Annotated in this window: 24 protein-coding genes; 8 read left to right on the top strand and 16 right to left on the bottom strand. The window is 71.8% G+C overall.

Translation table 11 applies throughout. The annotated features are described in order from the left end of the window. Positions 1-77: 77 nt before the first annotated feature. The 3 genes from JIW86_RS30955 to JIW86_RS30945 all read left to right on the top strand — a co-directional run bounded on the left by JIW86_RS30955 (position 78) and on the right by JIW86_RS30945 (position 3207). On the top strand, positions 78-824 hold the full coding sequence (locus tag JIW86_RS30955; protein ID WP_215140800.1) for a FadR/GntR family transcriptional regulator: 747 nt from the start codon (positions 78-80) through the stop codon (positions 822-824). A gap of 118 nt (positions 825-942) precedes the next feature. Further along, a complete protein-coding gene (gene eat, locus JIW86_RS30950) occupies positions 943-2421 on the top strand; it encodes an ethanolamine permease (RefSeq protein WP_257557073.1) in 1479 nt (492 codons plus the stop codon). Between the two features lie 78 nt (positions 2422-2499). After that, positions 2500-3207 carry a gamma-glutamyl-gamma-aminobutyrate hydrolase family protein gene (locus tag JIW86_RS30945; RefSeq protein ID WP_215140799.1) on the top strand — a complete coding sequence of 236 codons (708 nt, stop codon included), beginning with the start codon at positions 2500-2502 and terminating at the stop codon, positions 3205-3207. Between the two features lie 113 nt (positions 3208-3320). On the opposite strand, the gene JIW86_RS30940 is transcribed toward JIW86_RS30945, so the two are convergent. Next, on the bottom strand, positions 3321-4244 hold the full coding sequence (locus JIW86_RS30940; RefSeq protein ID WP_257557071.1) for a LysR family transcriptional regulator: 924 nt from the start codon (positions 4242-4244) through the stop codon (positions 3321-3323). A 70-nt stretch (positions 4245-4314) separates the two neighbouring features. Here JIW86_RS30940 and JIW86_RS30935 point away from each other — a divergent pair, with 70 nt between their 5' ends. Continuing rightward, positions 4315-5436 carry a TDT family transporter gene (locus tag JIW86_RS30935; protein ID WP_257557070.1) on the top strand — a complete coding sequence of 374 codons (1122 nt, stop codon included), beginning with the start codon at positions 4315-4317 and terminating at the stop codon, positions 5434-5436. Here JIW86_RS30935 and JIW86_RS30930 read toward each other — a convergent pair. From JIW86_RS30930 to JIW86_RS30920, 3 genes are read right to left on the bottom strand one after another with little or no spacing between them, the layout of a single operon-like run. Further along, positions 5433-6071, bottom strand: a complete 639-nt coding sequence (locus JIW86_RS30930; RefSeq protein WP_257557069.1) for a signal protein — start codon at positions 6069-6071, stop codon at positions 5433-5435. The genes JIW86_RS30935 and JIW86_RS30930 overlap by 4 nt on opposite strands. 23 nt (positions 6072-6094) lie before the next feature. After that, on the bottom strand, positions 6095-6814 hold the full coding sequence (locus JIW86_RS30925) for a helical backbone metal receptor (RefSeq protein WP_257557068.1): 720 nt from the start codon (positions 6812-6814) through the stop codon (positions 6095-6097). A gap of 5 nt (positions 6815-6819) precedes the next feature. Then, positions 6820-7416, bottom strand: coding sequence for a helix-turn-helix domain-containing protein (locus tag JIW86_RS30920; RefSeq protein ID WP_257559505.1), 597 nt, complete (start codon positions 7414-7416; stop codon positions 6820-6822). A gap of 238 nt (positions 7417-7654) precedes the next feature. On the opposite strand from JIW86_RS30920, the gene JIW86_RS30915 reads away from it, so the two are divergent. From JIW86_RS30915 to JIW86_RS30900, 4 genes are all read left to right on the top strand, one after another. Then, complete coding sequence (locus JIW86_RS30915) at positions 7655-8560, top strand: 5'-3' exonuclease (RefSeq protein WP_257559504.1); 906 nt, start codon at positions 7655-7657, stop codon at positions 8558-8560. 52 nt (positions 8561-8612) lie between these two features. Then, on the top strand, positions 8613-9452 hold the full coding sequence (locus JIW86_RS30910; protein WP_257557067.1) for a siderophore-interacting protein: 840 nt from the start codon (positions 8613-8615) through the stop codon (positions 9450-9452). Positions 9453-9593: 141 nt separating this feature from the next. Then, positions 9594-11129 (top strand): serine hydrolase, encoded by a 1536-nt coding sequence (locus JIW86_RS30905; RefSeq protein ID WP_257557066.1) that lies wholly within the window; start codon positions 9594-9596, stop codon positions 11127-11129. 24 nt (positions 11130-11153) lie between these two features. Further along, positions 11154-12119 carry an RluA family pseudouridine synthase gene (locus tag JIW86_RS30900; protein WP_257557065.1) on the top strand — a complete coding sequence of 322 codons (966 nt, stop codon included), beginning with the start codon at positions 11154-11156 and terminating at the stop codon, positions 12117-12119. A 3-nt stretch (positions 12120-12122) separates the two neighbouring features. Here JIW86_RS30900 and JIW86_RS30895 read toward each other — a convergent pair whose 3' ends face one another. The 12 genes from JIW86_RS30895 to JIW86_RS30840 form a co-directional block, all read right to left on the bottom strand. Continuing rightward, entirely contained in the window at positions 12123-12776 is a 654-nt protein-coding gene (locus JIW86_RS30895; RefSeq protein ID WP_257557064.1) for a TetR/AcrR family transcriptional regulator, read from the bottom strand. Positions 12777-12866: 90 nt separating this feature from the next. Next, positions 12867-15707 (bottom strand): DEAD/DEAH box helicase, encoded by a 2841-nt coding sequence (locus tag JIW86_RS30890; protein WP_257557062.1) that lies wholly within the window; start codon positions 15705-15707, stop codon positions 12867-12869. A 112-nt stretch (positions 15708-15819) separates the two neighbouring features. Then, complete coding sequence (gene tatC, locus JIW86_RS30885) at positions 15820-16785, bottom strand: twin-arginine translocase subunit TatC (RefSeq protein ID WP_257557061.1); 966 nt, start codon at positions 16783-16785, stop codon at positions 15820-15822. A 47-nt stretch (positions 16786-16832) separates the two neighbouring features. Continuing rightward, positions 16833-17126 (bottom strand): Sec-independent protein translocase subunit TatA, encoded by a 294-nt coding sequence (tatA, locus tag JIW86_RS30880; RefSeq protein ID WP_257557060.1) that lies wholly within the window; start codon positions 17124-17126, stop codon positions 16833-16835. A 183-nt stretch (positions 17127-17309) separates the two neighbouring features. Further along, positions 17310-17510 (bottom strand): hypothetical protein, encoded by a 201-nt coding sequence (locus JIW86_RS30875; RefSeq protein WP_257557058.1) that lies wholly within the window; start codon positions 17508-17510, stop codon positions 17310-17312. 26 nt (positions 17511-17536) lie between these two features. Continuing rightward, positions 17537-17818, bottom strand: coding sequence for a CpXC domain-containing protein (locus JIW86_RS30870; RefSeq protein WP_257557056.1), 282 nt, complete (start codon positions 17816-17818; stop codon positions 17537-17539). A 15-nt stretch (positions 17819-17833) separates the two neighbouring features. Next, complete coding sequence (locus JIW86_RS30865) at positions 17834-18802, bottom strand: helix-turn-helix transcriptional regulator (protein ID WP_257557054.1); 969 nt, start codon at positions 18800-18802, stop codon at positions 17834-17836. A gap of 44 nt (positions 18803-18846) precedes the next feature. Beyond that, complete coding sequence (locus tag JIW86_RS30860) at positions 18847-19809, bottom strand: helix-turn-helix transcriptional regulator (protein WP_215140785.1); 963 nt, start codon at positions 19807-19809, stop codon at positions 18847-18849. A 124-nt stretch (positions 19810-19933) separates the two neighbouring features. After that, the gene (locus JIW86_RS30855; RefSeq protein WP_257557052.1) at positions 19934-20326 is read right to left on the bottom strand and encodes an FKBP-type peptidyl-prolyl cis-trans isomerase; all 393 of its coding nucleotides are present in this window, start codon (positions 20324-20326) and stop codon (positions 19934-19936) included. Between the two features lie 30 nt (positions 20327-20356). Then, positions 20357-21298, bottom strand: coding sequence for an FKBP-type peptidyl-prolyl cis-trans isomerase (locus JIW86_RS30850; RefSeq protein ID WP_215140783.1), 942 nt, complete (start codon positions 21296-21298; stop codon positions 20357-20359). A gap of 118 nt (positions 21299-21416) precedes the next feature. Next, a complete protein-coding gene (gene pafA, locus JIW86_RS30845; protein WP_073920416.1) occupies positions 21417-22778 on the bottom strand; it encodes a Pup--protein ligase in 1362 nt (453 codons plus the stop codon). 116 nt (positions 22779-22894) lie between these two features. Next, a complete protein-coding gene (locus tag JIW86_RS30840) occupies positions 22895-24157 on the bottom strand; it encodes an MFS transporter (RefSeq protein WP_215140782.1) in 1263 nt (420 codons plus the stop codon). Between the last annotated feature and the right edge of the window lie 44 nt (positions 24158-24201).

Raw genomic sequence — 24201 nt, 5'->3', positions numbered from 1 at the left:
GGGAATCTCTCCTTCGGTGAGCCGAGGAGGCCTAAGGTATTGAATAGAACCATTGCTTGGGAAGGGGAGGAGCCGAGATGACCGACACGGCGAGCGAGGGTGGCGCGATCGCGCGGCTGAATCCCGTGCTGCGGCAGGTGCGGGCGGGCAACGGTTTCGAGGAGGCGCTGGAGCAGATCCTCCAGGTGGTCCGGCTGGGTCTGGTGCCGGGCGGCGAACGGCTTCCTCCCGAGCGCGAGCTGGCCGAGCGGATGGGGATCAGCCGGGTCACGCTGCGCGAGGTGCTGAAGGTCCTGCAGGACCAGGGGCTGGTGGAGGCGCGACGCGGCCGGTACGGAGGAACGTTCGTGCTGCCCCGCACGTACACCCCGGCGGGCGGCGTCGAGGAGGAGCTGCGCCGGCGCGTCGCGGGCGTGGACATCGAGGACGTCCTGCGGTTCCGCGAGGTCCTGGAGGTGGGGGCGGCCGGCCTCTGCGCCTCGCAGGGGCTGACCGAGGAGGGCGCCGAACGGCTGCTCGGCGCGCTGACCGCCACCCACGACGCCCCGCTCGCCGACTACCGGCGCCAGGACACGCTCTTCCACCTGACCCTGTGCGAACTGGCCGGGTCCGCCTCCCTGACGGCCCAGTACGCCGCCGTCCGGGCCACGGTCAACGACCTGCTGGACTGCATCCCGCTGCTGGTGCGCAACCTGGAGCACTCGCAGCAGCAGCACACCGCACTGGTGGAGTCCGTACTGGAACGGGATCCGGCCGGTGCGCGCGAGACGATGCGCGAGCACTGCTGCGGCACGGCGGCCCTGCTGCGGGGCTTCCTGGCATGACCCGTCCGGCCCGCCCGGAGGTTTTCGTAACTTCTGTTTAACGCAGAGGTCTTGCGCTCTCCACCGCTCTACGACAAAGGTACGCCCCACAACCATTGCCCCGAGGCAGGAGCGCACGATGGCCGACGACATCGAGGCACGGCTGACAGCCGTGCCCGCACCCACCACGTCCCCCGAGGGCGGCGACAGCCACGACGACTACCTTGAGCGGCGCACGCTGCGCCGCGGCAGCGCCGGCTGGCTGCTCCTGACCGGCCTCGGCGTCGCCTACGTGGTCTCCGGCGACTTCTCCGGCTGGAACTTCGGCCTCGAGAAGGGCGGCTTCGGCGGCCTCGCCATCGCCACCGTCCTGATGGGCGCGATGTACGCCTGCCTGGTCTTCTCCCTGGCGGAGCTCTCCGCCATCCTGCCGACGGCGGGCGGCGGCTACGGATTCGCCCGCCGCGCGCTGGGCCCCTGGGGCGGCTTCCTCACCGGCACCGCCATCCTCATCGAGTACATCCTGGCCCCGGCCGCCATCGTGATCTTCATCGGCGACTACGTGGAATCCCTCGGCCTCTTCGGCCTCACCTCCAGCTGGCCCGTCTACCTCGGCTGCTTCGTCGTCTTCATCGGAGTCCATCTCTGGGGCGTCGGCGAGGCGCTGCGCTTCAGCCTCGTCGTGACCGCCGTCGCCGTCGCCGCGCTGCTGATCTTCGCCGTCGGCGCCTTCACCGAGTTCAGCGCCGACGGCCTGAACGACATCCCGGTCGACGCGAGCGCCTTCGGCTCGAACTCCTGGCTGCCGCTGGGCGTCCTGGGCATCTGGGCCGCGTTCCCCTTCGGCATGTGGTTCTTCCTGGGTGTGGAAGGCGTTCCGCTGGCCGCCGAGGAAGCCAAGGACCCGGTCCGCTCCATGCCGAAGGCCCTCGCCATCTCCATGGGCATCCTCGCCCTGCTGGCACTGATCACCTTCTTCGCGGCGACCGGCGCCCAGGGCGCCGACGCCGTCAAGTCGGCGGGCAACCCGCTGGTCGTGGCCCTGGAGGGGGACGGCGGTCCGACCGCGCTGAGCCGCTTCGTCAACTACGCGGGGCTCGCCGGACTGGTGGCCTCCTTCTTCTCGCTCATCTACGCGGGCTCGCGCCAGCTCTTCGCCCTCTCCCGGGCCGGCTACCTGCCCCGCCTGCTCTCGCTCACCTCGAAGCGCAAGGCCCCGTACCTGGGTCTGGTGATCCCGGGCGCGATCGGCTTCGCGCTGGCCGCCGCCACCGGGAACGGTGCGCGGATGCTGAACATCGCCGTGTTCGGCGCGACCATCTCCTACGCCCTGATGGCCCTCTCGCACATCGTGCTGCGCCGCCGGGAGCCCGGCCTGGAGCGGCCGTACCGCACCCCCGGCGGCGTCCTGACCTCCTCGGTGGCCTTCGCACTCGCCCTCTCGGCCCTGGTCGCCACCTTCCTGGTGGACAAGGACGCGGCTTTCATCGCGCTGGCCGTGTACGCCGTCGCACTCGCCTACTTCGCGCTCTACAGTCGGCACCACCTCGTGGCCTCGGCCCCCGAGGAGGAGTTCGCGGCGCTGGCGCAAGCCGAGGCGGAACTGACCCGCGACTGACCCGCACCTGACCTGGGACCGACCCACGACCGACCTGCGACTGATCCCTGCCCGTATCGCCTTCCGGAGGTAAAGCCCGTGCCACGGCCGCTCATCGGCATCACCACCTATGTGGAGGAATCCACCCGTTACGGGGTGTGGGACCTCCCGACGTCCCTCGTACCGACCGGGTACTACGAACTCGTCCAGGCGGCGGGCGGCGCGGCCGTGCTGCTGCCGCCGGACGAACCCGGGGCGGCGGCGGAGGTGCTGAGCCGGCTGGACGGCCTGGTCGTCGCGGGCGGCCCCGACGTGGACCCGGTCCACTACGGCGCCGCCCGTGACTCCCGTACGGGCGCCCCCGCGACGGTCCGCGATCACTGGGAACTGGCCCTGATCGCAGCCGCGTTGGAGGAGGACGTACCCGTGCTCGGCATCTGCCGGGGCATGCAGGCGCTGAACGTGGCGCTCGGCGGCACCCTGATCCAGCACATCGACGGCCACTTCGACACCCCGGGCGACACCTCCTGGCACCCGGTCCGCCCGGTCCCGGGCACCCGGTACGCGGCCCTGGTCCCGGAGCAGGCGGAGGTCCCCACCTACCACCACCAGGCCGTCGACCGCCTGGGCCGCGGCCTGGTCGTCTCGGCCCACGCGCTCGACGGCACGGTGGAGGCCATCGAACTCCCCGACCCGGCCCGGTGGGTCCTGGGCGTCCAGTGGCACCCGGAACGCGACAAGGACACCCGGGTGATGGCCTCCCTGATCGAGGCGGCAGTGGCCCGCACAGCGGTACCGGTGGCCTGACCGCTACGGGGCTGAGGTTGCCTCGCAGCGGCAAGTTCAGCCCCGCCGGCGATTGAGGCGCGGGCGTCCGGGGGCAGAGCCCCCGCAACGGCGCCGCACCCGGCAAGCCCCGGCTAGGACGGCCCCCGGGTCAGCGACAGCAGGTCACGGGCCGGGCCCGCCGGCCGGGCACCGGCCGGCCAGACGGCCCGCAGAGCCCGCCCAAGGGCGGCGCCCGCCACCGGCACCTCCACCAGCCGACGGGCCGCCAGCTCGTCCACCACCGCCAGCTCCGACAGGACACACGGCCCCGCCCCGCTCAACGCCGCCGCCTTCACCGCGGTGGTGGAGGCCAGCTCCAGCAGCGGGGCGGCCAGCCCCCCGCACCCCGCCAGGGCCGCGTCCAGCACCTGCCGCGTCCCCGACCCCCGCTCCCGCAGGATCAGCGGCGCGGCCGCCAGCTCCGCCACCTCCACCCCCTTCGAGCGCCGCGCCCACGCGTGGCCCGGCGCCACCGCCACCACCAGCCGGTCCTGCGCGATCACCGCCGAGTCCAGCCCCTCGGGGACCCTCAGCCCCTCCACGAAGCCGAGGTCCGCCTCGTGCGCGAGGACCCGCTCCGCGACCACCGCCGAGTTCCCGGCGTGCAGCGACACCGCCGTGTCCGGCCGCTGCCCGCGCAGTGCGATCAGCCACCCCGGCAGCAGGTACTCCGCGATCGTCATACTGGCGGCCACCCGCAGCCGCGAGTCCCGCCGCCCCCGCAACGCCTGCGCACCCGCGTCGAAGGCCTCCGCCGCCTCGACCACCCGCCGGGCCCAGTCCGTGACGAGCGCGCCTTCCGCCGTCAGCGTCGACCCCCGCGGCGAGCGGTCCACCAGGGCCACCCCGAGCCGCGCCTCCATCGCCCGGATCCGGCTGCTCGCCGCCGGCTGGGTGATCCCCAGCCGCCGGGCCGCGCCGCTCAGGCTGCCGACGCGCGCGACCGCGAGCAGCAGCTCCAGCGCCCCCAGGTCCGGCACCCGGTGTGCCAGCGGAACCCACTCCTCATTACCCATAACATCAGTTTATGGCCTCATAGGAACATGACCTCTGCCTACCGGTCCGCCCCGGCGGCACGCTGGATCCATGGCCACCACCCTCGTGCGACCCCGCACCACCGGCACCACCCCCGAGACCGCCCCCCGGGCCCACAAGGCCCTGCGGCAGCTCGGACCCAACTGGTACGCCTCCGTCATGGGCACGGCGATCGTCGCCAACGCCGGCGCCACCCTCCCCTACCAGCTCCCCGGCCAGCGCGTGGCCTGCCAGCTCGTCTGGGCGCTGTCCGCCGCCGCCCTCGCCGTACTGCTCACCGCCCGCGCCGGCCACTGGCTGCGCCACCGCGACCAGGCCCGCGCCCATCTCCTCGACCCCGCCGTCGCCCCCTTCTACGGCTGCCTCGCGATGGCCCTGCTGGCCGTCGGCGGCGGCACCCTCATCGTCGGCAAGGACCTGATCGGGACCGGCGCCGCCGTGGCCGCGGACGCCGTGCTGTTCACCGCCGGCACCGCGATCGGCCTGGTCATGGCAGTGGTGGTGCCCTACCTGATGGTGGTCCGCCACAAGGTCGAGGCGAAGCAGGCCACCCCCGTCTGGCTGCTCCCCCTGGTCGCCCCCATGGTCTCCGCCGCGCTCGGCCCCCTGCTGATACCCCACCTGCCCGCCGGCCAGCCCCGCGAGGCCCTGCTGCTCGCCTGCTACGCCATGTTCGGCATCAGCCTGCTCGCCACTCTGCTGATGCTCCCCCTGGTCTTCGGCCGGCTGATCGTGGGCGGGCCCCTCCCCCTGGTCCTGACCCCCACGCTCTTCCTGGTCCTCGGCCCCCTCGGCCAGTCCACCACCGCCGTGAACCAGCTCGCCGACATGGCCCCCCAGTCGATCGGCGCCCCCTATGCCGGTGCGCTCGGCGCCTTCGCGGTCGTCTACGGGGTCCCCGTGATGGGTTTCGCCCTGCTGTGGCTGGCCCTGGCCTCGGCCATGCTGGTACGGGCCGCCCGAAACGGCATGGGCTTCGCGATGACCTGGTGGGCCCTGACCTTCCCCGTCGGCACCTGCGTCACCGGCGCCGCCGGCCTGGCCCGCCACACCGGCCTGACCGCCTTCGCCTGGCTCGCCGCGGCCCTCTTCCTCGCCCTGCTGACCGCCTGGCTCCTCGCCGCCGCCCACACCCTGCACGGCCTCTTCACCGGCCGCCTGCTGGCCGGCTAGCCCACCTGGAGTTCGTACCCCACGGAGAGCTTGAAGGAGCCGGAGGAGCCCGCGATCCGCAGGGTGTGGGGACCGGGCGTCAGAGGGTCGATCTGCACCCACAGGCCGCAGGCGAGTCCGTCGAAGGTGCCCGCACCGTCCGTCACCGGGTTCCCCTCGACGCCCGTCAGCCGGATCGCGGAGCCCTCGTACCGCTCCGCCGTCAGCGGCTTGCCGTCCAGCACCGCGGCGCCCTTCGCCCCCTTCATCCAGCTCGCGCAGTCTGATGCGTTCGCGACCAGGTTGACCAGGGGAAAGGCCACCGGCCGCCCGGCGGGCACCGAGCAGGTCCGCTGCCGCTCCTCACCGAAGCTGCCGGCGAGGAACCAGACGTCGGCGGGCTGGTTCTCGGCGCAGAACGTACCGTCCGGATCCTTCACCGGATTGGAGCGCGCGGGGCTGGAGGCGGCCCAGTTCCACCACCGTCCCTGAAGTTCGGCGCCATCGAGCCGCCCGGCCCCCGCAGGGGCGGGCGCGGCCGGGGAGGACGGCGCGGCCGCGGCCGGGGAGGCCGACGGGGATGACGCGGGCGCCGTGCAGGCGGCTGCCAGCACGGCCGCTCCGGCGGCCAGGGCAGAAGATCTTCCGGTACGCATTCCGGCAGGTTACGAGGGCCCGGTCAGCGCGCCGCGCGCAGGGCCCCGGCCAGTACCGTCGGGGCCTCGGCGAGCGAGGGGCCGTACCAGGTGAGGTGGCGGCCGCTGACCAGCGCGGCGGGCAGGCCCGGGAAGGCCTCCGGCCCGTCCTGCGCGGTGAAGCGGTACGGCTCGTCCGGGAGCACCACCAGATCGCAGCCCGCGGCCGCGAGCTCCTCCGCCGGGATCCTCGGATAGCGCTCCGGGTGCCCGGCGTAGACGTTGCGCACCCCCAGCCGGGCGAGGAGGTCGCCCGCGAAGGTGTCCCGGCCCAGCACCATCCACGGCCGCCGCCACACGGGGACGAAGGCCCTCAGCTCGGCGGCCGGCTCCACCCGGGCCCACGCGGCCTCGGCGTCCGCCAGCCACCCCGGCCTCGCCAGCCCCAGCACCCCCACCAGCAGCCGGTCCAGTTCCCGCAGGGCCTGCGGGAGGTCCCGTACCTCGGTGACCAGTACCTCCACCCCGGCCGCCCGCAGCGCCGCCAGGTCGGCGGGCCGGTTCTCCTCCTCGTTGGCGATCACCAGGTCCGGGCGCAGCTCTGCCACCCGCCGTACGTCGGGGTTCTTCGTCCCCCCGATCCGCACCGCGCCCCCGAGGTCCCCGGGGTGCGTGCACCAGTCCGTGACCCCGACCAGCAGGCCGGGCGCGCTCACGGCCACCGCCTCGGTCAGGGACGGCACCAGCGAAACGACCCGCCGCACGCCGCTCAACGCCCGGGCGACGGCGGCTCGGACGTCGCGTGGATGTGTTCGCCCACCGCCACCACCAGGATCCGGGTGTCCTCGGTGACGGCGCGCCAGCGGTGCCGTACGCCTCCCGACAGGAACAGCGCGTCGCCGCTCTCCAGCCGGTACGCCCGCCCCTCCGCCTCCACCTGGCAGGCGCCGGCGACCACGTACATCAGCTCGTCGTTGCGGTGCTGGTACTCGCGCCCGGCGTCCTGGTCCCCGGTGAACTCCATGGCGTGGAGCTGGTGGTGCCCGCGGACGAGGGGCCGTACGCCCGGCACCGGCGTGAGCCCGGATTCGTCCCCGGCCCGTACGAGGTCCACCGTGCGCGCGGTGTCGGACGCGGCGAGCAGCTCGACGGCCGTGGTCTCCAGCGCGTCGGCGACCCGCTCAAGGGACCGCATGCTGGGCCGGGCCCGCTCGTTCTCTATCTGGCTCAGGAAGGGGACCGACAGCCCGCTGCGCGCCGACACGGCGGCAAGGGTCAGATGGAGCGCGCGGCGCCGCTTGCGCACGGCCACGCCCACCCGGAGCGGTTCCTTGCCGTCCTTGTCCTTGTCCTTTTCCTTGTCCATGGCCATGCCCTTGGGGCTCTTGTCGTCCAGGCCGTCCGTGCCGTCCCTGTCGTTCATTTCGGGGCTGCCCTCCCCTTGTCCGTCGCACATCGGTGTGCTGTAAGCACCTTACGCAGCAACCGCCCCGCGTTTCGCGTGCACGGGCGTTCCCGTACCGGTCCGCTCACCGTCCGTGGTCACCCGGGCGGCCCGTCGGCGGCGTTGCGGCATCATCGTCTGCGTGACGACACGACGCCTGATGCTCCTGGACACCGCCTCCCTCTACTACCGGGCCTACTTCGGCGTGCCGGACTCCGTGAAGGCCCCCGACGGAACCCCGGTCAACGCCGTGCGCGGGCTGCTCGACTTCATCGGCCGGCTGGTCCAGGACCACCGCCCGGACGACCTGGTGGCCTGCATGGACGCCGACTGGCGGCCGCACTGGCGGGTGGAGCTGATCCCCTCGTACAAGGCCCACCGGGTCGCGGTGGAGACCGAGACCGGCCCTGACGTGGAGGAAACCCCCGACACGCTCGCCCCGCAGGTCCCGATCATCGAGGCGGCGCTGGACGCCTTCGGCATCGCCCGTGTGGGCGTGGCCGGTTACGAGGCGGACGACGTGATCGGCACCCTCACCGCCCGCGCGACGGGCCCGGTGGACATCGTCACCGGCGACCGGGACCTGTACCAGCTGGTGGACGACGCCCGGCAGCGCCGGGTGCTCTACCCCCTCAAGGGCGTGGGCACCCTCCAGGTGACGGACGAGGCCTGGCTGCGCGAGAAGTACGGGGTGGACGGCCCCGGCTACGCGGACCTGGCGCTGCTGCGCGGGGACCCGAGCGACGGCCTGCCGGGCGTCCCCGGCATCGGCGAGAAGACGGCGGCGAAGCTCCTGGACGCCTACGGCTCGCTCGCCGGGATCATCGCGGCGATCAGCGATCCGAAGTCGAAGCTGACGCCCACGCAGCGCAAGCGCCTGGACGAGTCCCGTCCCTACCTGGCCGTGGCCCCGAAGGTGGTCCAGGTGGCCGCCGACGTCCCGCTCCCGCCGTTCGATCCGGCCCTTCCGGCCACTCCGGCACAGCCGGAACTCGTCGACGCCCTCGCCCATAGGTGGGGTCTGGGTGGAGCCGTATCGCGCCTCAGCAGCGCCCTGCACCCGTGAGGTGCTAACTTAGGTAATCCTAAGTTGGTTCAGGGGAGTCAGGGGAGACACCGTGGCAGAAGGACGCGCCCGCACCGTCGGCACCGCCGTCGTCGTACGCACCGAGCGGCTGACACCGCACATGGTGCGCATCGTGCTGGGTGGTGACGAGCTGGCCGGATTCGGCGCGGGCGAGTTCACCGACCACTACATCAAGATCCTCTTCCCCCCGCAGGGGGTCTCGTACCCCGAACCGTGGGACCTGGAGCGGATCCGCGGCGACTTCCCCCGGGCGCAGTGGCCGCGCCAGCGCGCGTACACCGTACGGAACTGGGACGCGGCCCACCGCGAGCTGACGCTCGACTTCGTCGTCCACGGCGACGAGGGTCTGGCCGGCCCGTGGGCCGCGCGGGTCCTGCCGGGTGAGGTCGTACGGTTCCTCGGCCCGGGCGGCGCCTACGCCCCGGACCCGACGGCCGGCTGGCACCTGCTGGTCGGTGACGAGAGCGCGCTGCCGGCGATCGCGGCGGCGATGGAACGGATGCCCGCGGGTGCCCGGGTCATCGCCTTCGTGGAGGTCGAGGGCCCGGCGGGCGAGCAGAAGGTCGCCACCCCGGACGGGATCGCCCCGGTCTGGCTGCACCGCGGCGACCGCCCGATCGGCGAGGCCCTGGTGGAGGCGGTCACCACGATGGAGTTCCCCTCCACGGACGTCCACGCCTTCGTCCACGGCGAGGCGGGCTTCGTGAAGGAGCTGCGCCGCCACCTCCGCCTGGAGCGCGGCATCGCCCGCGAACGCCTGTCGATCTCGGGCTACTGGCGCCTGGGCGAGACGGACGAGGGCTGGCGCGCGATCAAGCGCGACTGGAACGCGGCGGTCGAAGCGGAACAGGACCACGCGACGGCCGCCTAGGCCTTTTCATGCCACGGCGCCGCACCTGAGCGCGGCGCCGAGCCAAGCTCCAGCCCCGTCGGCGATTGAGGCGCGGGGTCTGGGGCGGAGCCCCGGCAACGGCGCCGCGCGGGTTCACCCGTCCGGCGGGACAATGACCCCATGCGTACGCTCCGCGCAGCCGTGGCCGCCGGGGCCGCGGTCCTGCTGGCCACCGCGGCGGCGAACACCGCACCCAGCCCCCCGCCCGAGCCACAGCCCTCGATCAGCGACGACGCCGTCGACAAGGCCGTCGCCGGCCTCGACCGGACCGTCCAGGACATGATGCGCCGCACCGGCGTCCCCGGCGTCTCCGTGGCCGTCGTCCACGATGACAAGGTCGTCCACCTCACGGGCTTCGGGCTCCGCAGAACCGGCGACACCGCGAAGGTCGGCCCCGACACCGTCTTCCAGATCGCCTCGCTCTCCAAGCCCGTTTCCTCCACCGTCGTGGCCGGCGCCCTCACCGGCCCCGACGAGTGGGACCGCCACACCGCGCTCCCCGGGTTCTCCCTGAAGGACCCCTGGGTCACCGAACACGTCTCGACCGCCGACCTGTTCTCCCACCGCAGCGGCCTCCCCGACCACGCCGGCGACCTCCTCGAAGACCTCGGCTACGACCAGTCGTACATCCTCGACCACCTGCGCCTGGAACCCCTCACCCCCTTCCGCGCGAGCTACGCGTACACCAACTTCGGCTTCACCGCCGCCGCCGAGGCCATCGCCCGCGCCAAGGGCACCGGCTGGCAGAAGCTGAGCGCCGACACCCTCTTCAAGCCCGCCGGCATGACCCACACCAGCACCGAGTTCTCCGCCTACGTCAACGCCCCCGACCACGCCTCCACCCACGTGAAGAACCCGGACGGCACCTGGAGCCCCCGCTACGTCCGCGACCCGGACGCCCAAGCCCCCGCCGGCGGCGTCAGTTCCACCGCCCGCGACATGTCCCGCTGGCTGCGGCTCCAGCTGGCCGACGGCACCCTCGACGGCAAGCGGATCATCCCCGCCGCCACGCTCGCCCGCACGCACGTTCCCGAGATCGTCTCGCAGCCGCCCACCTCCCCCACCGGCCGCGCCGGCTTCTACGGCCTCGGCTGGAACGTGTCCTACGACGACTCCGGCCGGCTGCGCCTGAGCCACTCCGGCGCCTTCGAACTCGGTACCAACGCCAACGTCACGATGCTCCCCCTGGAGAAGCTCGGCATCGTCGTCCTCACCAACGGCGCCCCCGTCGGCCTGGCCGACGCCGTCGCCCTCGATTTCTTCGACGTCGCCCAGCACGGCAAGGCCACGACCGACTGGCTGCCCCTGCTCGCGTCCGTCTACGCGAAGGAGGTCGACAACGCCCGATCCCCCACCGACTACGCCCACCCGCCCGCCTCCGCCAAGCCCGCCAAGGACAGCGCCGCCTACACCGGCACCTACGACAACCCGTACTACGGCAAGGCGACCGTGACGGCCGACGACAAGGGCGCGCTGACCCTCGCCCTCGGCCCCAAGCCGATGCTCTTCCCGCTCACCCACTACGACGGCGACACCTTCAGCTTCGAGACCACCGGCGAGATGGCGGTCGGCCGCACCGGTGTGACCTTCGCCGACGGCACGCTCCGCGTCGAATACCTCGACGCCAACCACCTGGGCACCTTCACCGAGCAGTAGGGGTGCCCGCATAGCCTGTCCCCGATGAGACGCAGAGCCCAGCCACCCCCTTCTCCCCTCCCCCAGCGCGCCGGCATCGACCCGGTCCGGCTGCGGCTGCCGCCCGATCCCGACGGCGCGTGGCCGGATCTCGGTGACTACCTCGCCGCGCACTACGCGGGCGGACCCGGCGCCGAGGCCGTCGCCCGCCTGCTGGACTCCGGCCGGGTGCTCGGCCCCGGCGGGCGCGTCCTGCAGGCGCGGGACCCGTACGAGCCGGGGGCCTACCTGTGGTTCCACCGGGACCTTCCGGCGGAGGTGCCCGTGCCCTTCGCGGTCCGCGTCGTGTACCGCGACCCGCACCTCCTGGTCGTGGACAAGCCGCACTTCCTCGCGACCACCCCGCGCGGCAGCCACGTCACCCAGACCGCCCTCGCCCGGCTCCGCGCGGAGCTGGACCTGCCCGCCCTCAGCCCGGCGCACCGGCTGGACCGGCTGACCGCGGGAGTCGTGATGTTCAGCATCCGGCCCGAGGACCGCGGGGCGTACCAGCTCCTCTTCCAGCAGCGCCGCGTGCACAAGGAGTACGAGGCCCTGGCCTCCCACGATCCGGCGCTCGCCTTCCCGCGCACCGTCCGCAGCCGCATCGAGAAGACCCGCGGGGTCATCGCGGCGACCGAGGTCCCGGGCGGCGAGCCCAACGCGGAGACCCTGGTGGAACTCACCGACACCCGGGGCGGGTTGGGGCGCTACCGGCTGACCCCGCATACGGGCCGCACCCACCAGCTGCGGGTGCACATGAACAGCCTCGGTCTGCCCATCCTCGGCGACCCGGTGTACCCGCAGGTCACCGACCCCGCTCCGGACGACTACCGGCGGCCGCTGCAACTCCTGGCCCGTGTACTGGAGTTCACCGACCCGGTCACCGGCATCTCGCACCGCTTCGAGAGCGGCCGCACCCTCCAGGCCTGGCACGACCGCGCCGCCTGGGAAGCGGGCACCGGCGGCTGAGTCCTAGGCGACGCCGACCCCGGCGATGCGCAGCGCCGCGTCGGCGGTGGCCTCCGCGAAGACGGTCACCGGCCGCCCCGGATCGGCTCGGTGGATCAGCATGACGCCCTCGATCAGGCCGAAGACGAGGTCGTTGCGCAGCGCCAGAGCGGGCCTGTCCCCGGCCAGCTCGGCGCCCGCGACCGTCCCGTCGAGCAACACCCGGTAGGCGTCCCTCAGTTCACCGCGCATCCGGCGGAACTGCGCGAAGCGCGCGCCGCCCACCTCGGGCAGCAGGTACAGCGCCCCCAGGTTGTACGGGCCCCCGCACAGCAGCAGTACGTCGGAGCGGCACAGCTCCCACAGCCGCCGCGCCGCGGGCCGCCCGGAATCGGCGAGCAGCTGCCGGGCCAGCACCAGCGAGGGTGCGACCGTGGACTCCAGCAGCTCGGCGAGGAGTTCCTCCTTGCCGCCGAAGTAGTGGTACATCGTGGCCTGGCGCATTCCGGCCCGTTCGGCGACCGTCCGCGTGGTGGTCGCCGCGTACCCCCGGGCGGTGAACAACTCGGCCGCCGCGCAGAGGATTTCCTCGCGCGGCGGCCGGCCGCTGTGCGGTCTCAGCCGGTCGGCGCGTGGCCGACCGACCCGTCTCGGCCCTTCGTCTGCTCCCCCACTCATACGCCGATCGTCGCACACAGCACGTCGATTCGATCATGGCAAGAGATCAGATCACGCCATCCCCGCTTTCGGAGGAAGCCCCAAAAGCGCCTAGCCGACCGAGCTGTAGGCCACTACACCCCGCAACAGGGCGTCGACGGCCTTGCGGGCATTTCGGGCCACCGTGCTCCCGCTGTCACCCGAGGCCGACGGGGCCGCTGCCGCGATCTGCCCCAGCACGTCGATGACCTGCTTGCACCAGCGCACGAAGTCGCCGGCCGGCATCTCCGCCTCGCGCAGCACCTCGTCCAGGCTCTTGTCGGAGGCCCACTGGTACGCCGCCCACGCGAAGCCGAGGTCCGGCTCTCGCTGGCCCACGCCCTCCGCCTGGTTGATGCGGTGCTCCTCCTCCAGGGCGTCGAGCCGGCCCCAGATGTGGACCATCTCGCCCAGCGCGGCCTTCGCCGCGCCGCCCGGCACCTTCGGCGCGACCGCGTCGTCGGACTGCCGGGCCTCGAAGACCAGCGCCGAGACGCAGGCGGCCAGTTCGGCCGGGCTCAGGCCCTCCCAGATGCCCGCGCGCAGGCACTCGGAGGCCAGCAGGTCCAGCTCTCCGTACAGCCGGGCGAGCCGCTTGCCGTGCACGGTGACCTCGTCCTCGCGCAGGTAGTCCAGCTCGGTGAGGAGCGCGTGGATCCGGTCGAAGGTGCGGGCGATGGTGTTCGTCCGCCCCTCGATCCGCCGCTCCAGCTGCTGCGTGTCCCGCTTGAGCCGGTGGTAGCGCTCCGCCCAGCGGGCGTGGTCCTCGCGCTCGTCGCAGCCGTGGCAGGGGTGCGCCCGCAGCTCGGCGCGCAGCCGGGCGATCTCGCGGTCGTCGGCCGCCGCGGCCCGGCCGCGCCCCCGCCGTTCCGGCGTGATGTGCCCGGCCTTGGACCGCAGCTGGGACGCCAGGTCCCGACGGGACTGCGGGGAGCGCGCGTTGAAGGTCTTGGGGATCCGCATCCGGTCGAGGGCTTCCACCGGGACCGGGAAGTCGATCGCGGCGAGCCGCTTGACCTGCCGCTCCGCGGTGAGCACCAGCGGACGCGGGCCCTCCGCATACTCGTACCCCCGGTGCCCGTTGACCCGCCCGGCCGGCACGCCCGGGTCCAGGACCAGCGCGAGCCCGGCGAACTTGCCGGTCGGCACGTGGATGATGTCGCCCGGCTTGAGCTTCTCCAGCGAACTGGCCGCCTGCACCCGCCGCTGGGCCGCGCCCTGCTTGGCCAGGTCCGTCTCGCGGTCCTTGAGGTCCCGGCGCAGCTGCGCGTACTCCTCGAAGTCGCCCAGGTGGCAGGTCATGCCCTCCCGGTAGCCCTCCAGGCCCTCCTCGTTGCGCTGCACCTGCCGGGAGATCCCGACGACCGAGCGGTCGGCCTGGAACTGCGCGAAGGAGGTCTCCAGCAGCTCGCGCGAGCGGTGCCGCCCGAACTGGCTGACCAGGTTCACGGCCATGTTGTAGGAGGGCTTGAAGCTGGAGCGCAGCGGATAGGTACGGGTACCCGCGAGCCCGGCGAGCGCCGCCGGGTCCATGGCCCGCTGCCACAGCACCACCGCATGGCCCTCGACGTCGATCCCGCGCCGCCCGGCCCGGCCGGTCAGCTGCGTGTACTCGCCGGGGGTGATGTCGGCGTGCTGCTCGCCGTTCCACTTGACCAGCTTCTCCAGGATGACCGTGCGCGCGGGCATGTTGATGCCCAGCGCCAGGGTCTCGGTGGCGAAGACGGCCTTGACCAAGCCCCGTACGAACAGCTCCTCCACGACCTCCTTGAAGGTGGGCAGCATGCCCGCGTGGTGCGCGGCGATGCCCCGCTCCAGGCCTTCGAGCCACTCGTAGTAGCCCAGGACGTGCAGGTCCTCGGTGGGGATGGAGGCGGTCCGCGCCTCGACGATCTCGCGGACCCTGAGCCGCGCCGAGTCGTCGTTGAGCCGCAGGCCCGCGAACAGACACTGTTGGACGGCGGCCTCGCAGCCGGCCCGGCTGAAGATGAAGTTGATGGCGGGCAGCAGCCCGTCGCCGTCGAGGCGGGCGATGACCTCGGGCCGGGACGGGGTCCAGATCCGGCCGCGGGAGCGCCGCTCGCGCTCGCGGTCCGCCTCGCGGACCATCTTCCCGCGCCGCCGGTCCTTGGGACTGTAGGTGCGGCTGTTCTCCTCGCGCGCCATGCGCAGCAGATCGGGATTGACCTCCCGGCGGGCGGAGCCGCGGCCGCCGTGGTCGGACTCCTCCTCGAAGAGGTCGAAGATCCGGCGGCCGGCCATGACGTGCTGCCACAGCGGTACGGGCCGCTCCTCGGAGACGATCACCTCGGTGTCGCCGCGCACGGTGTCCAGCCAGTCGCCGAACTCCTCGGCGTTGGACACGGTCGCCGACAGCGACACCAGGGTCACCGACTCGGGGAGGTGGATGATCACTTCCTCCCAGACGGCTCCGCGGAACCGGTCGGAGAGGTAGTGCACCTCGTCCATCACGACATAGCCGAGGCCGCGCAGCGACTGCGAGCCCGCATACAGCATGTTGCGGAGCACCTCGGTGGTCATCACGACCACCGGCGCCTCGGAATTGACGCTGTTGTCGCCGGTCAGCAGGCCCACCTTGTCGGCGCCGTAGCGCTTGACCAGGTCGGCGTACTTCTGGTTCGACAGGGCCTTGATGGGCGTCGTGTAGAAGCACTTGCGGCCCTGCTGGAGGGCCAGGTGCACGGCGAACTCGCCGACGATCGTCTTGCCCGAGCCGGTCGGAGCGGCCACCAGGACGCCCTTGCCCGCCTCCAGCGCCTTACAGGCCTCGACCTGGTACGGATCCAGGTCGAATTCGTACATCTCGCGGAAGGGTGCCAGCGCGGTGGCCTCTTCGGCGGCGCGGATCCGGAAAGCGGCGTACCGCTCGGCGGGTGAGAGTTCTTCGGTCATCTTGAGATCGAGCCTACCCGCCACCTCTGACAACAGTCGCGATCATTTAAGTGAGCAGCCGCAGGGCCCCCGGAAGGCACTCGGCGGTCAGAGGTAGCCGGGGCAGTGCCTGTCAGGTCGCGTCGTCGTAACCGTTGATCCGCTGGCGTCCGCCGTCGGCCTGGCCGGGCAGCGCGGCGGGAGCGGGGACCGCTTCCATATCGCCGATCGGCGCCGGGGTGAGGTCCAGCTCGGCGGCTTCGTCGTCGTCGAGGCCCGCGTCGGGGTCGTTGCGCCTGCGCCTGCGGTCGTTGAGCAGGCAGACGCCGAGCGCGACGAAGTAGAGGGTCACGATCGGGGCGGCCAGCGACAGCATGGTGAGCGGGTCACCGGTGGGCGTCGCGAAGGCGGCGAAGACCGTGATGCCCAGGACCATGGCGCGCCACCAGCTCGCCAGCCGCTTCGCAGTCAGCACGCCGGTGAAGTTCAGCAGGATCAGCAGCAGCGGCAGCTCGAAGGCCAGGCCGAAGACGATGACCATGCGTGCCACGAGATCGAGGTAGTCGTCGACCGGCAGCAGGTTGCGCGCGTGATCGGGGGTGAATTCCAGCAGGATCGTCGCGGTCTGCGGAAGGATCTTGTACGCGAGCACCGCGCCCGCCGCGAACAGCGGCGCGCCCACGGCGACGAAACTGCGCGCGTACTTCTTCTCGTGGTTGTGCAGGCCGGGGGCGGCGAACGCCCACAGCTGGTACAGCCACACCGGCGCGGACAGCACCACACCGGCCATCAGCGAGACCTTCAGGGCGATCGAGAACGCCGAGATGAGGCCGTTCACGGTCATGTCGGCGCAGGGGTGGCCGTTGCGCTGGGTCACCACACCGTTCTTACAGCCGACGGAGTCCAGCATCGGCTTCAACAGGAAGTTGATGATGTCCCTGTAGAAGAAGGCGGCCACGGCGGTGATCACGATGATCGCCAGGACCGACTTCAGCAGCCGGTTTCTCAGCTCACGCAGGTGCTCGACGAGAGGCATCCGCCCTTCGGCGTCCTTTGCCTGTCGTTCTTGCTTCTCCTGCTTGCGGGCAGACTTGAGCAACCCACGTCCCTTGTCTCGTTGCAGATGACTGGCGTGTCCGGCTTGGGTCAGCCCTGGGTGGTGCGGTTCGGCTCGCTGACGGGCCGGGAGCTGGTGACGTCACCGGGCGCGGCCTGGATGGTGCGCGGGGCGACGGGCTGCTGCGCCTGGTCGGCGGCCGGGGCCGCGGTGGCCGCGTCCTCCGCCTCGCCGTCCTTCTTCATGGCCTTGGCCTCGCTCTTGAGGATGCGGGCCGACTTGCCGAGGGAACGGGCCATCTCGGGGAGCTTCTTGGCGCCGAACAGCAGCACGATGACAGCGATGATCAGAAGGATCTCAAGGGGCTTCAGATTGCCGATCATGTGTGTCTTCCTTCTCACCGAAACGGCTGGTTGTGGTGGCTCTGGACGGCTCGGACACAGATCCGGTAACCGCTCAGGCAAGGATCGTAACCCCCGGGGGTTAACGCCCGGCAATCCCCCGGGGTATCCCCGCTTGCGCGCGGGACGCTTGTTCATGCCCCGTTCGCACCCGTTCGTCCCGCTTTAAGGCCGCACGCCTCGGCCCGCCCGGGCAAGATCGGCCGCCGCCCGCTCGAGATCCTCCGAAGCCTCCGCGATCCGGCGGCTGGCCACCGCGACCTGCCCGGACAGCCTGCGGACCTCCACGAAGACGCGTACGGCCGGCACGGCGAGGACGGCGATCCCGAGGAAGCCCAGGGCAATTGCGAACATCGGCCACAGCATGGGAGGAGCCTAGGCCACCGCGCGGCTCACAGGCTCCGCAGGGTGCTCACGCCTCCGCCGGTCAGCAGTTCCACGATGCGTTCACCCGCGGGCTTGCGTACGGACGCGCCGCACTGCGGACAGGTGAAGGAGTAGAAGGTGGTCCGCCGGCTGCCGCCGATGACCAGCCGCAGGGCGCCCGCGTCCAGTTCGAAGCGGGCACCACAGTCGGGACAGGCCGCCTTGAACGAGACATCCCCCCATGAAGCCGACGAAGATGACGAAGATGACGAAGCGGATGAAACTGACGTACCAGACGTGGGCGACATCGACCGCTGCTCCCCTCAGACCTGTTCCCCGTACCCCGCGAGTGCCTCCCGGGCGGCGCTGCGCGCGCTGTCCGCCAGTTCCACGGGGGCGACGATCCGCCCCTCGCGGCCCAGCCGCAGCGCGAGCCTGCGCAGCGAGGCCGGATCCGGGCTGCGCAGCGTGATCCGCAAGCCGCCCCCGGCCAGTTCCTCGGCGCTGTCGTGCGGGTAGTACTCGGCGACCCAGCGCCCGCCGGGCCCCACCTCGACCACCACCTCCGGATCCTCGGCGGCCGGCTGGACCAGCCCCTCGGACAGGTCGCGCGGCTCGATGGCGGGCGGCTCGGCCCGCTCGTCCAGCAGCCGGATCTCCGCGACCCGGTCCAGACGGAAGGTGCGCCGGGCCTCGGAGAGGTGGCACCACCCCTCCATGTACGTGTGCCCGACCGCGAACAGCCGGATCGGGTCGACCTTGCGCTCGGTGAGCTCGTCCCGCGCTGGCGAGTAGTACCGCAGCCACAGCCGGCGCCGCTCCGCGATGGCCCGGTCCACGTCCGCGAAGACCCCGCCCTCCGACTCGAAGGTCACCGACAGCCGGGAACTGGCCCCGGCGACCTCGCCCGCCGCGGCCTCCAGCTTGGCGGTGGCCCGCAGCAGCGCGTCGCGGTCACCCTCGCGCAGCCCCGGCAGGGTCGCCACCGCGCGGGCGGCGACCAGCAGCGCGGTCGCCTCGTCGGCGGCCAGCCGCAGCGGCTCGGCGGTGGACTCCCCCGAGGCGTCGGGATTGCGCCACCAGATCCGCTCGCCGTCGGTGTCGATGTCGAGCAGGTCCCCGCCGCGGAAGCTGGTCCCGCACATGGGCAGCACGTCGAGGTCCGAGATCAGCTCGTCCTCGGTGATCCCGAAGGCGCGCGCGACGTCGGCGACGTGCGCGCCCGGGCGCTCGCGCAGATACGTCACCAGGGACAGCATCCGGCGGGTCTGGTCGATGGCGTTGGCAGCCATGCTGGTACGTCTCCCCCTCAGGGCGTAGCTACAGGTGTTCCGGGTCAGCCCTGGGCGACGGCACGCAGTCGGTCCACCACGTCCGCCCGCAGATCGGCGGGTTCCACGACCACCACGTCCGGGCCGAACTCCACGAGCCAGGCATCGAGCCCGTGCCCGTAGGGGATCTCCAGCTCGTCCCAGCCGTCCCCTCCCCCGCCCTCGCGCACGGCGGTGGCCTTGGCCCGCAGCGGGTAGCCCGCCCCGGCGCGCAGCCGGATCAGCGCGGAGCGGTCCGCGCTCTCCCCGGCCCAGCTCGCCACGGTCTCCCGCACGGTCACCACGTCCGGCACCTCGGCGGTGTACTTGGCCGCACGGGAGCGCACCTTGCCGGTGATCCGCGAGAGCCGGAACACCCGCTCCGCCCCGCGGTCCCGGTCGAAGCCGGCCAGGTACCAGTGGCCGCGCCAGCACTCCAGCGCCCAGGGCTCCACCTGCCGGGTCTCGGGCCGGGCGGCGGTGGACTTGCGGTAGTCGAAGACCACCGGCCTGCGGTCCCGGCAGGCCAGCATCAGCGGCTCGAAGGCCGCCTCGTGGACCGGGATGCGCGGCTCGATGGCACTGTGCTGGCCCTCGTACGGGTCCCCCGCCTCCGGCATTCCGCCGGCGCGCAGCTTCTGCAGGGCGCCGCTGGCCGCGCCCGCGAGGCGGGCCTGCTGCCAGACCTTGGCGGCCAGGCCCAGGGCCGCGGCCTCCTCGGCGTCCAGGGAGACGGGCGGCAGCCGGTTGCTGTCCCGGCGGGCCAGGTAGCCGGTTTCGCCCTCCAGGTTCTCCACCGTCTCGATGACCAGGCCGAGTTCACGCAGGTCGTCCTTGTCCCGCTCGAACATGCGGTTGAAGGACTCGTCGTTGCCGGCTTCCAGGTAGGCCTCGATGGAACCGCGCAACTCGCGCTTGCTGAGCGGCCGTCGGGTCCCCAGCAGACACAGCGCCAGATTCATCAGCCGCTCGGCCTTGGCAATCGCCATCGACGCCGTTCCCCCGTTCTCGACACACACTCGTGACCGCTGACCGTACCGCCCCGGCGGGCCCGGACAAAAGCGAGGGCCCCCGCCTCACGGCGGGGGCCCTCGGCTCACGGCAGCCTGGTGATCAGGCGGCCATCAGGTCGCACACGAAGATCAGCGTCTCGCCCGGGGCGATCGCGCCGCCCGCGCCACGGTCACCGTAGGCGAGGTGCGCGGGGATCGTCAGCTTGCGACGGCCGCCGACCTTCATGCCCTGGATGCCCTGGTCCCAGCCGGCGATGACACGGCCGGCGCCGAGCGGGAACTGCAGAGCGGAACCGCGGTTCCACGAGGCGTCGAACTCCTCGCCGGTGGAGAAGGCCACGCCCACGTAGTGGACGGAGACCATGGAACCGGCCTTGGCCTCGGCGCCGTCGCCCAGCCAGATGTCCTCGATGACCAGGGCGGTCGGGACCGGGCCCTCGGGGAAGTCGATCTCGGGCTTCTCGAGCTTGTCGCTCACGGAACTGCTCCTCATACGTACGAACGGGGGCCAACCGGAACAGTCTTACATCACGGCGAGGATGTCGAGGCTGAAGACCAGCGTCGACTTGGCCGGGATGGTCCCCTGCTCCTTGTCACCAAAGGCCAGGTCCGGCGGGATGACCAGCAGGATCCGGCTGCCGACCTTCTTGCCGAGAAGACCGTCCTTCAGGCCCTTGACGGACAGCTGCTCCATCGGCCAGGTGACCGTCGTGTCGGTGGCGTACGTGCTCTCGAAGGTCTTGTCGTCCTTCCACGTCTTGCCGTTGAACTTGACCACGACGTTGTCGGTGTCCTTCACCACGGCACCGTCGCCCTCGAGGACGTAGTTCGAGACCAGCTTGGCCGGCTCGGCGGTGTCCTTCGGGACGGTCACGGAGACTTCCTTGCCGTCCGTGTTCGTGCCGACCTTGGGCAGGTCCTTGTTCTCCTGGGCGACCTCCTTGCCCGTGGCCGAGGCCGGGACGGAGGTGCCCTTGACGATGTCCACGACGAAGACCAGCGTGGCGTTCGGCTTGATCTTCTCGCCCGAGCCCTGCTCGCCGTAACCGAGGGCCGGCGGGATGACCAGCTCGACGCGGCTGCCGACCTTCTGGCCCTCCAGGCCCTGGTCCCAGCCCTTGATGACCATGCCCGCGCCGATGGTCACGTCGAACGGCTTGCCCTTGCCGAAGCTGGCGTCGAACGGATCCTTGCCGTCCCACACCTGGCCGAGGTAGTTGACCTGGGCGATGTCGCCCTTCTTCAGCGCCGGGCCGTCGCCCTCGCTGAGGGTCTCCACCTTCAGCTCCTTGGGCGGTTCCCCCTTGCCCTTCGACAGGGTGGGCGTCTCCCCGAACTTGGCGCCCTTGGTGATCGAGGGCACCCCGTTCTTCATCTGGGCGGAGTCGGAGCCGCTGTCGTCGCCACACGCCGCTGTCGACAGCAGCAGAAGGGGTACGACAAGCAGGCCGGCAAGTCGGCGCACGTGTTCCTCAGATCTCAGACGGCAAGGCGGTCGCCCGCCACTCTAAGCCGTGAGAAGGGCCCCGTACGAGATCCGTACGAGGCCCTGCCCCAGATCAGTGCTATGTCACACCACGCACTCACATGCCGGCGATCAGCTTCTCCACCCGGTCGTCCACCGACCGGAACGGGTCCTTGCACAGCACCGTCCGCTGCGCCTGGTCGTTCAGCTTCAGGTGCACCCAGTCCACCGTGAAGTCCCGCCGCTGCTCCTGCGCCCGCCGGATGAAGTCACCGCGCAGCCGCGCCCTCGTCGTCTGCGGAGGCACCGACTTGCCCTCGAAGATCTTGAGGTCGTTGCAGATCCGCGCCGCCTGCCCCTTGCGCTCCAGCAGGTAGTACAGCCCGCGCCGGCGGTGGATGTCGTGGTAGGCGAGGTCTATCTGAGCCACCCGCGGATTCGACATGGTCATGTTGTGCTTCGCCCGGTACCGCTCGATCAGCTGGTACTTCATGACCCAGTCGATCTCGGTCCCGATCCGGTCCAGGTCCTCCGCCTCGATCGCGTCGAGCGTGCGGCCCCACAGCTCCAGCACCTGGTCCACCACGCCGGTACGGATGCCCCGCCGCTCGGCGAAGTCCACCGCCTTGTCGTAGTACTCCCGCTGGATCTCCAGCGCCGAGGCCTCCCGGCCGCTCGCGAGGCGCACCTTGCGCTGACCCGTGATGTCGTGGCTGACCTCGCGGATCGCCCGGATCGGGTTCTCCAGGGTCAGGTCCCGCATCACCGTGCCCGCCTCGATCATGCGCAGCACCAGGTCCGTGGCCCCGACCTTGAGCAGCATGGTCGTCTCGGACATGTTCGAGTCGCCCACGATCACGTGCAGCCGGCGGTAGCGCTCGGCATCCGCGTGCGGCTCGTCCCGGGTGTTGATGATCGGCCGGGAACGGGTCGTCGCGGAGCTGACGCCCTCCCAGATGTGCTCGGCCCGCTGGCTCACGCAGTAGACCGCGCCCCTGGGCGTCTGGAGCACCTTGCCCGCACCGCAGATCAGCTGCCGCGTGACGAGGAAGGGAATGAGAATGTCCGCCAGGCGGGAGAATTCCCCGTGCCGGGCCACCAGGTAGTTCTCGTGGCAGCCGTACGAGTTGCCCGCCGAGTCGGTGTTGTTCTTGAAGAGATAGACGTCGCCCGCGATTCCCTCCTCGTGCAGGCGGCGTTCGGCGTCGACGAGCAGGCCTTCGAGAATGCGCTCGCCGGCCTTGTCGTGCGTGACCAACTCGGTCACGTTGTCACATTCGGGAGTTGCATATTCCGGATGCGAACCCACGTCGAGGTACAGACGGGCGCCGTTCCGCAGGAAGACATTGCTGCTGCGGCCCCATGACACAACACGGCGGAAGAGGTAGCGCGCCACTTCGTCAGGAGACAGTCGGCGCTGTCCCCTGAACGTGCACGTGACGCCGTACTCGTTCTCCAGCCCGAAAATGCGGCGGTCCATGACTGAACATTACGCCTTCTGCCCTCTTCTGAAACCGGGTTCGAGAGCGCCATTTCGATCAGTTTCCGATGGCCGCTCCGACGCGCCCGCGCATGACCCGCCGTCGCGACCCCGGATCAGCCTTCCGCCCGGGCCCCCGACGGCACCTCGCGAGCGTCCCCGGACGACCCGTCAGCCGAGCCGGCCACCGCGCGACTCCGTCCCACAGTTGCCAGCACCCGCTGAGTGACCATCAGCACCAGCAGCGCCGCGCCGCCCGCCACGCTCGCCACACCGAAGCCCGCCGCGGTACCGCCCAGCTCCACCGCCGGACCCGCCGCCGCCGTGCCGATCGCCGCACCCACCCCGAAGAACGTCACCAGCCACGAGAACGCCTCCGTCACCGTCCCCGCCGGTGCGTGCCGGTCCACCACGATGAACGCACACGCCAGCGCGGGCGCCAGGAACACACCCGCCAGCGCCGCCAGCAGCGTCATCGCCACCGGCCCGGGCGTCAGCATCAGCGGCAGGTAACACAGCGCCAGCAGCGCCACCAGCATCCGCAGCCGCCGCTCCGGCGCACCCGCCCACTCACGGGCCCCGTAGAACACCCCACCGATCAGCGCACCCAGCCCCAGCGCCGCCATCAGCCAGCCGTACACCGCCTGGTTCCCGTGATCGTCCGCGTACGCCACACCCGCCACCGTGATCGAACCCAGCGCCGTCCCCACGAAGAAGAACGCCCCGAGCAGCGCCAGCAGACCCCGGGACCGCAGAGCCCCCAGCCAGTGCGCCTCACGCGGCTCCGAACGCCACCCGCGGGAGGGCTCGCTCACCACGACCGACAGCGCACCCAGCACCCCGATCGCGTTCAGCGCCAGCAGCGCCCCGGCCGGCGACCACAGCGCCACGAACAGCGTCACCAGCAGCGGGCCGACCGTGAACATGACCTCCTGGGCCACCGCGTCCATCGCGTACGCGGCATGCACCCGCTCCTCCTTGCCGCCCAGCACGCCCGGCCACAGCGCCCGCAGCCCGCCCTCCAGCGGCGGCGTGAACAGCCCCGCGACGACCACCGCCGCATACGCGGCCGCCGCCGCCCCGGTACCCGCCGCGGCCAGCCACACCATGCCCAGCGCGGAGAGCACCGCGGCCGGCAGCTGCACACGCGGCTGCCCGTACACGTCCACGGCCCGCCCGAGCAGCGGCTGACCCACCGCGTTCGCCACCCCGTACACGGCGGCCAGCGCCCCCGCCAGGCTGTAGCTGCCGCCCTCGGCCCGCGTGAACAGCACGATCGCGATCGGCGCCGTGGCGTTGGGCAGCCGCCCTATGAGCGTGCCCACCAGCAGCCTCGCGGCATGCCGGGTCCTGAGCAGCTCCGCGTATCCCGCGGCCATGAACGCCCCCTTCTGCCCGGAACCAGCCGGGGTAATACGTATAA

This window comes from Streptomyces sp. NBC_00162, from assembly GCF_024611995.1.
Classification (GTDB): Bacteria; Actinomycetota; Actinomycetes; order Streptomycetales; family Streptomycetaceae; genus Streptomyces.
The sequence above is the reverse complement of the archived record's forward strand: the minus strand, read 5'-3'. Positions and strand labels throughout refer to the sequence as shown.

What these genes read in the sequence shown, in the direction of transcription:
- JIW86_RS30955 (WP_215140800.1), top strand. Translation starts at nt 78, where the DNA reads ATGACCGACACGGCGAGCGAGGGTGGCGCGATCGCGCGGCTGAATCCC.
- eat (WP_257557073.1), top strand. Translation starts at nt 943, where the DNA reads ATGGCCGACGACATCGAGGCACGGCTGACAGCCGTGCCCGCACCCACC.
- JIW86_RS30940 (WP_257557071.1), bottom strand. Translation starts at nt 4,244, where the DNA reads ATGGGTAATGAGGAGTGGGTTCCGCTGGCACACCGGGTGCCGGACCTG.
- JIW86_RS30935 (WP_257557070.1), top strand. Translation starts at nt 4,315, where the DNA reads ATGGCCACCACCCTCGTGCGACCCCGCACCACCGGCACCACCCCCGAG.
- JIW86_RS30930 (WP_257557069.1), bottom strand. Translation starts at nt 6,071, where the DNA reads ATGCGTACCGGAAGATCTTCTGCCCTGGCCGCCGGAGCGGCCGTGCTG.
- JIW86_RS30920 (WP_257559505.1), bottom strand. Translation starts at nt 7,416, where the DNA reads ATGGACAAGGAAAAGGACAAGGACAAGGACGGCAAGGAACCGCTCCGG.
- JIW86_RS30915 (WP_257559504.1), top strand. Translation starts at nt 7,655, where the DNA reads ATGCTCCTGGACACCGCCTCCCTCTACTACCGGGCCTACTTCGGCGTG.
- JIW86_RS30905 (WP_257557066.1), top strand. Translation starts at nt 9,594, where the DNA reads ATGCGTACGCTCCGCGCAGCCGTGGCCGCCGGGGCCGCGGTCCTGCTG.
- JIW86_RS30900 (WP_257557065.1), top strand. Translation starts at nt 11,154, where the DNA reads ATGAGACGCAGAGCCCAGCCACCCCCTTCTCCCCTCCCCCAGCGCGCC.
- JIW86_RS30895 (WP_257557064.1), bottom strand. Translation starts at nt 12,776, where the DNA reads ATGAGTGGGGGAGCAGACGAAGGGCCGAGACGGGTCGGTCGGCCACGC.
- JIW86_RS30890 (WP_257557062.1), bottom strand. Translation starts at nt 15,707, where the DNA reads ATGACCGAAGAACTCTCACCCGCCGAGCGGTACGCCGCTTTCCGGATC.
- tatA (WP_257557060.1), bottom strand. Translation starts at nt 17,126, where the DNA reads ATGATCGGCAATCTGAAGCCCCTTGAGATCCTTCTGATCATCGCTGTC.
- JIW86_RS30875 (WP_257557058.1), bottom strand. Translation starts at nt 17,510, where the DNA reads ATGCTGTGGCCGATGTTCGCAATTGCCCTGGGCTTCCTCGGGATCGCC.
- JIW86_RS30870 (WP_257557056.1), bottom strand. Translation starts at nt 17,818, where the DNA reads ATGTCGCCCACGTCTGGTACGTCAGTTTCATCCGCTTCGTCATCTTCG.
- JIW86_RS30865 (WP_257557054.1), bottom strand. Translation starts at nt 18,802, where the DNA reads ATGGCTGCCAACGCCATCGACCAGACCCGCCGGATGCTGTCCCTGGTG.
- JIW86_RS30860 (WP_215140785.1), bottom strand. Translation starts at nt 19,809, where the DNA reads ATGGCGATTGCCAAGGCCGAGCGGCTGATGAATCTGGCGCTGTGTCTG.
- JIW86_RS30855 (WP_257557052.1), bottom strand. Translation starts at nt 20,326, where the DNA reads ATGAGGAGCAGTTCCGTGAGCGACAAGCTCGAGAAGCCCGAGATCGAC.
- pafA (WP_073920416.1), bottom strand. Translation starts at nt 22,778, where the DNA reads ATGGACCGCCGCATTTTCGGGCTGGAGAACGAGTACGGCGTCACGTGC.
- JIW86_RS30840 (WP_215140782.1), bottom strand. Translation starts at nt 24,157, where the DNA reads ATGGCCGCGGGATACGCGGAGCTGCTCAGGACCCGGCATGCCGCGAGG.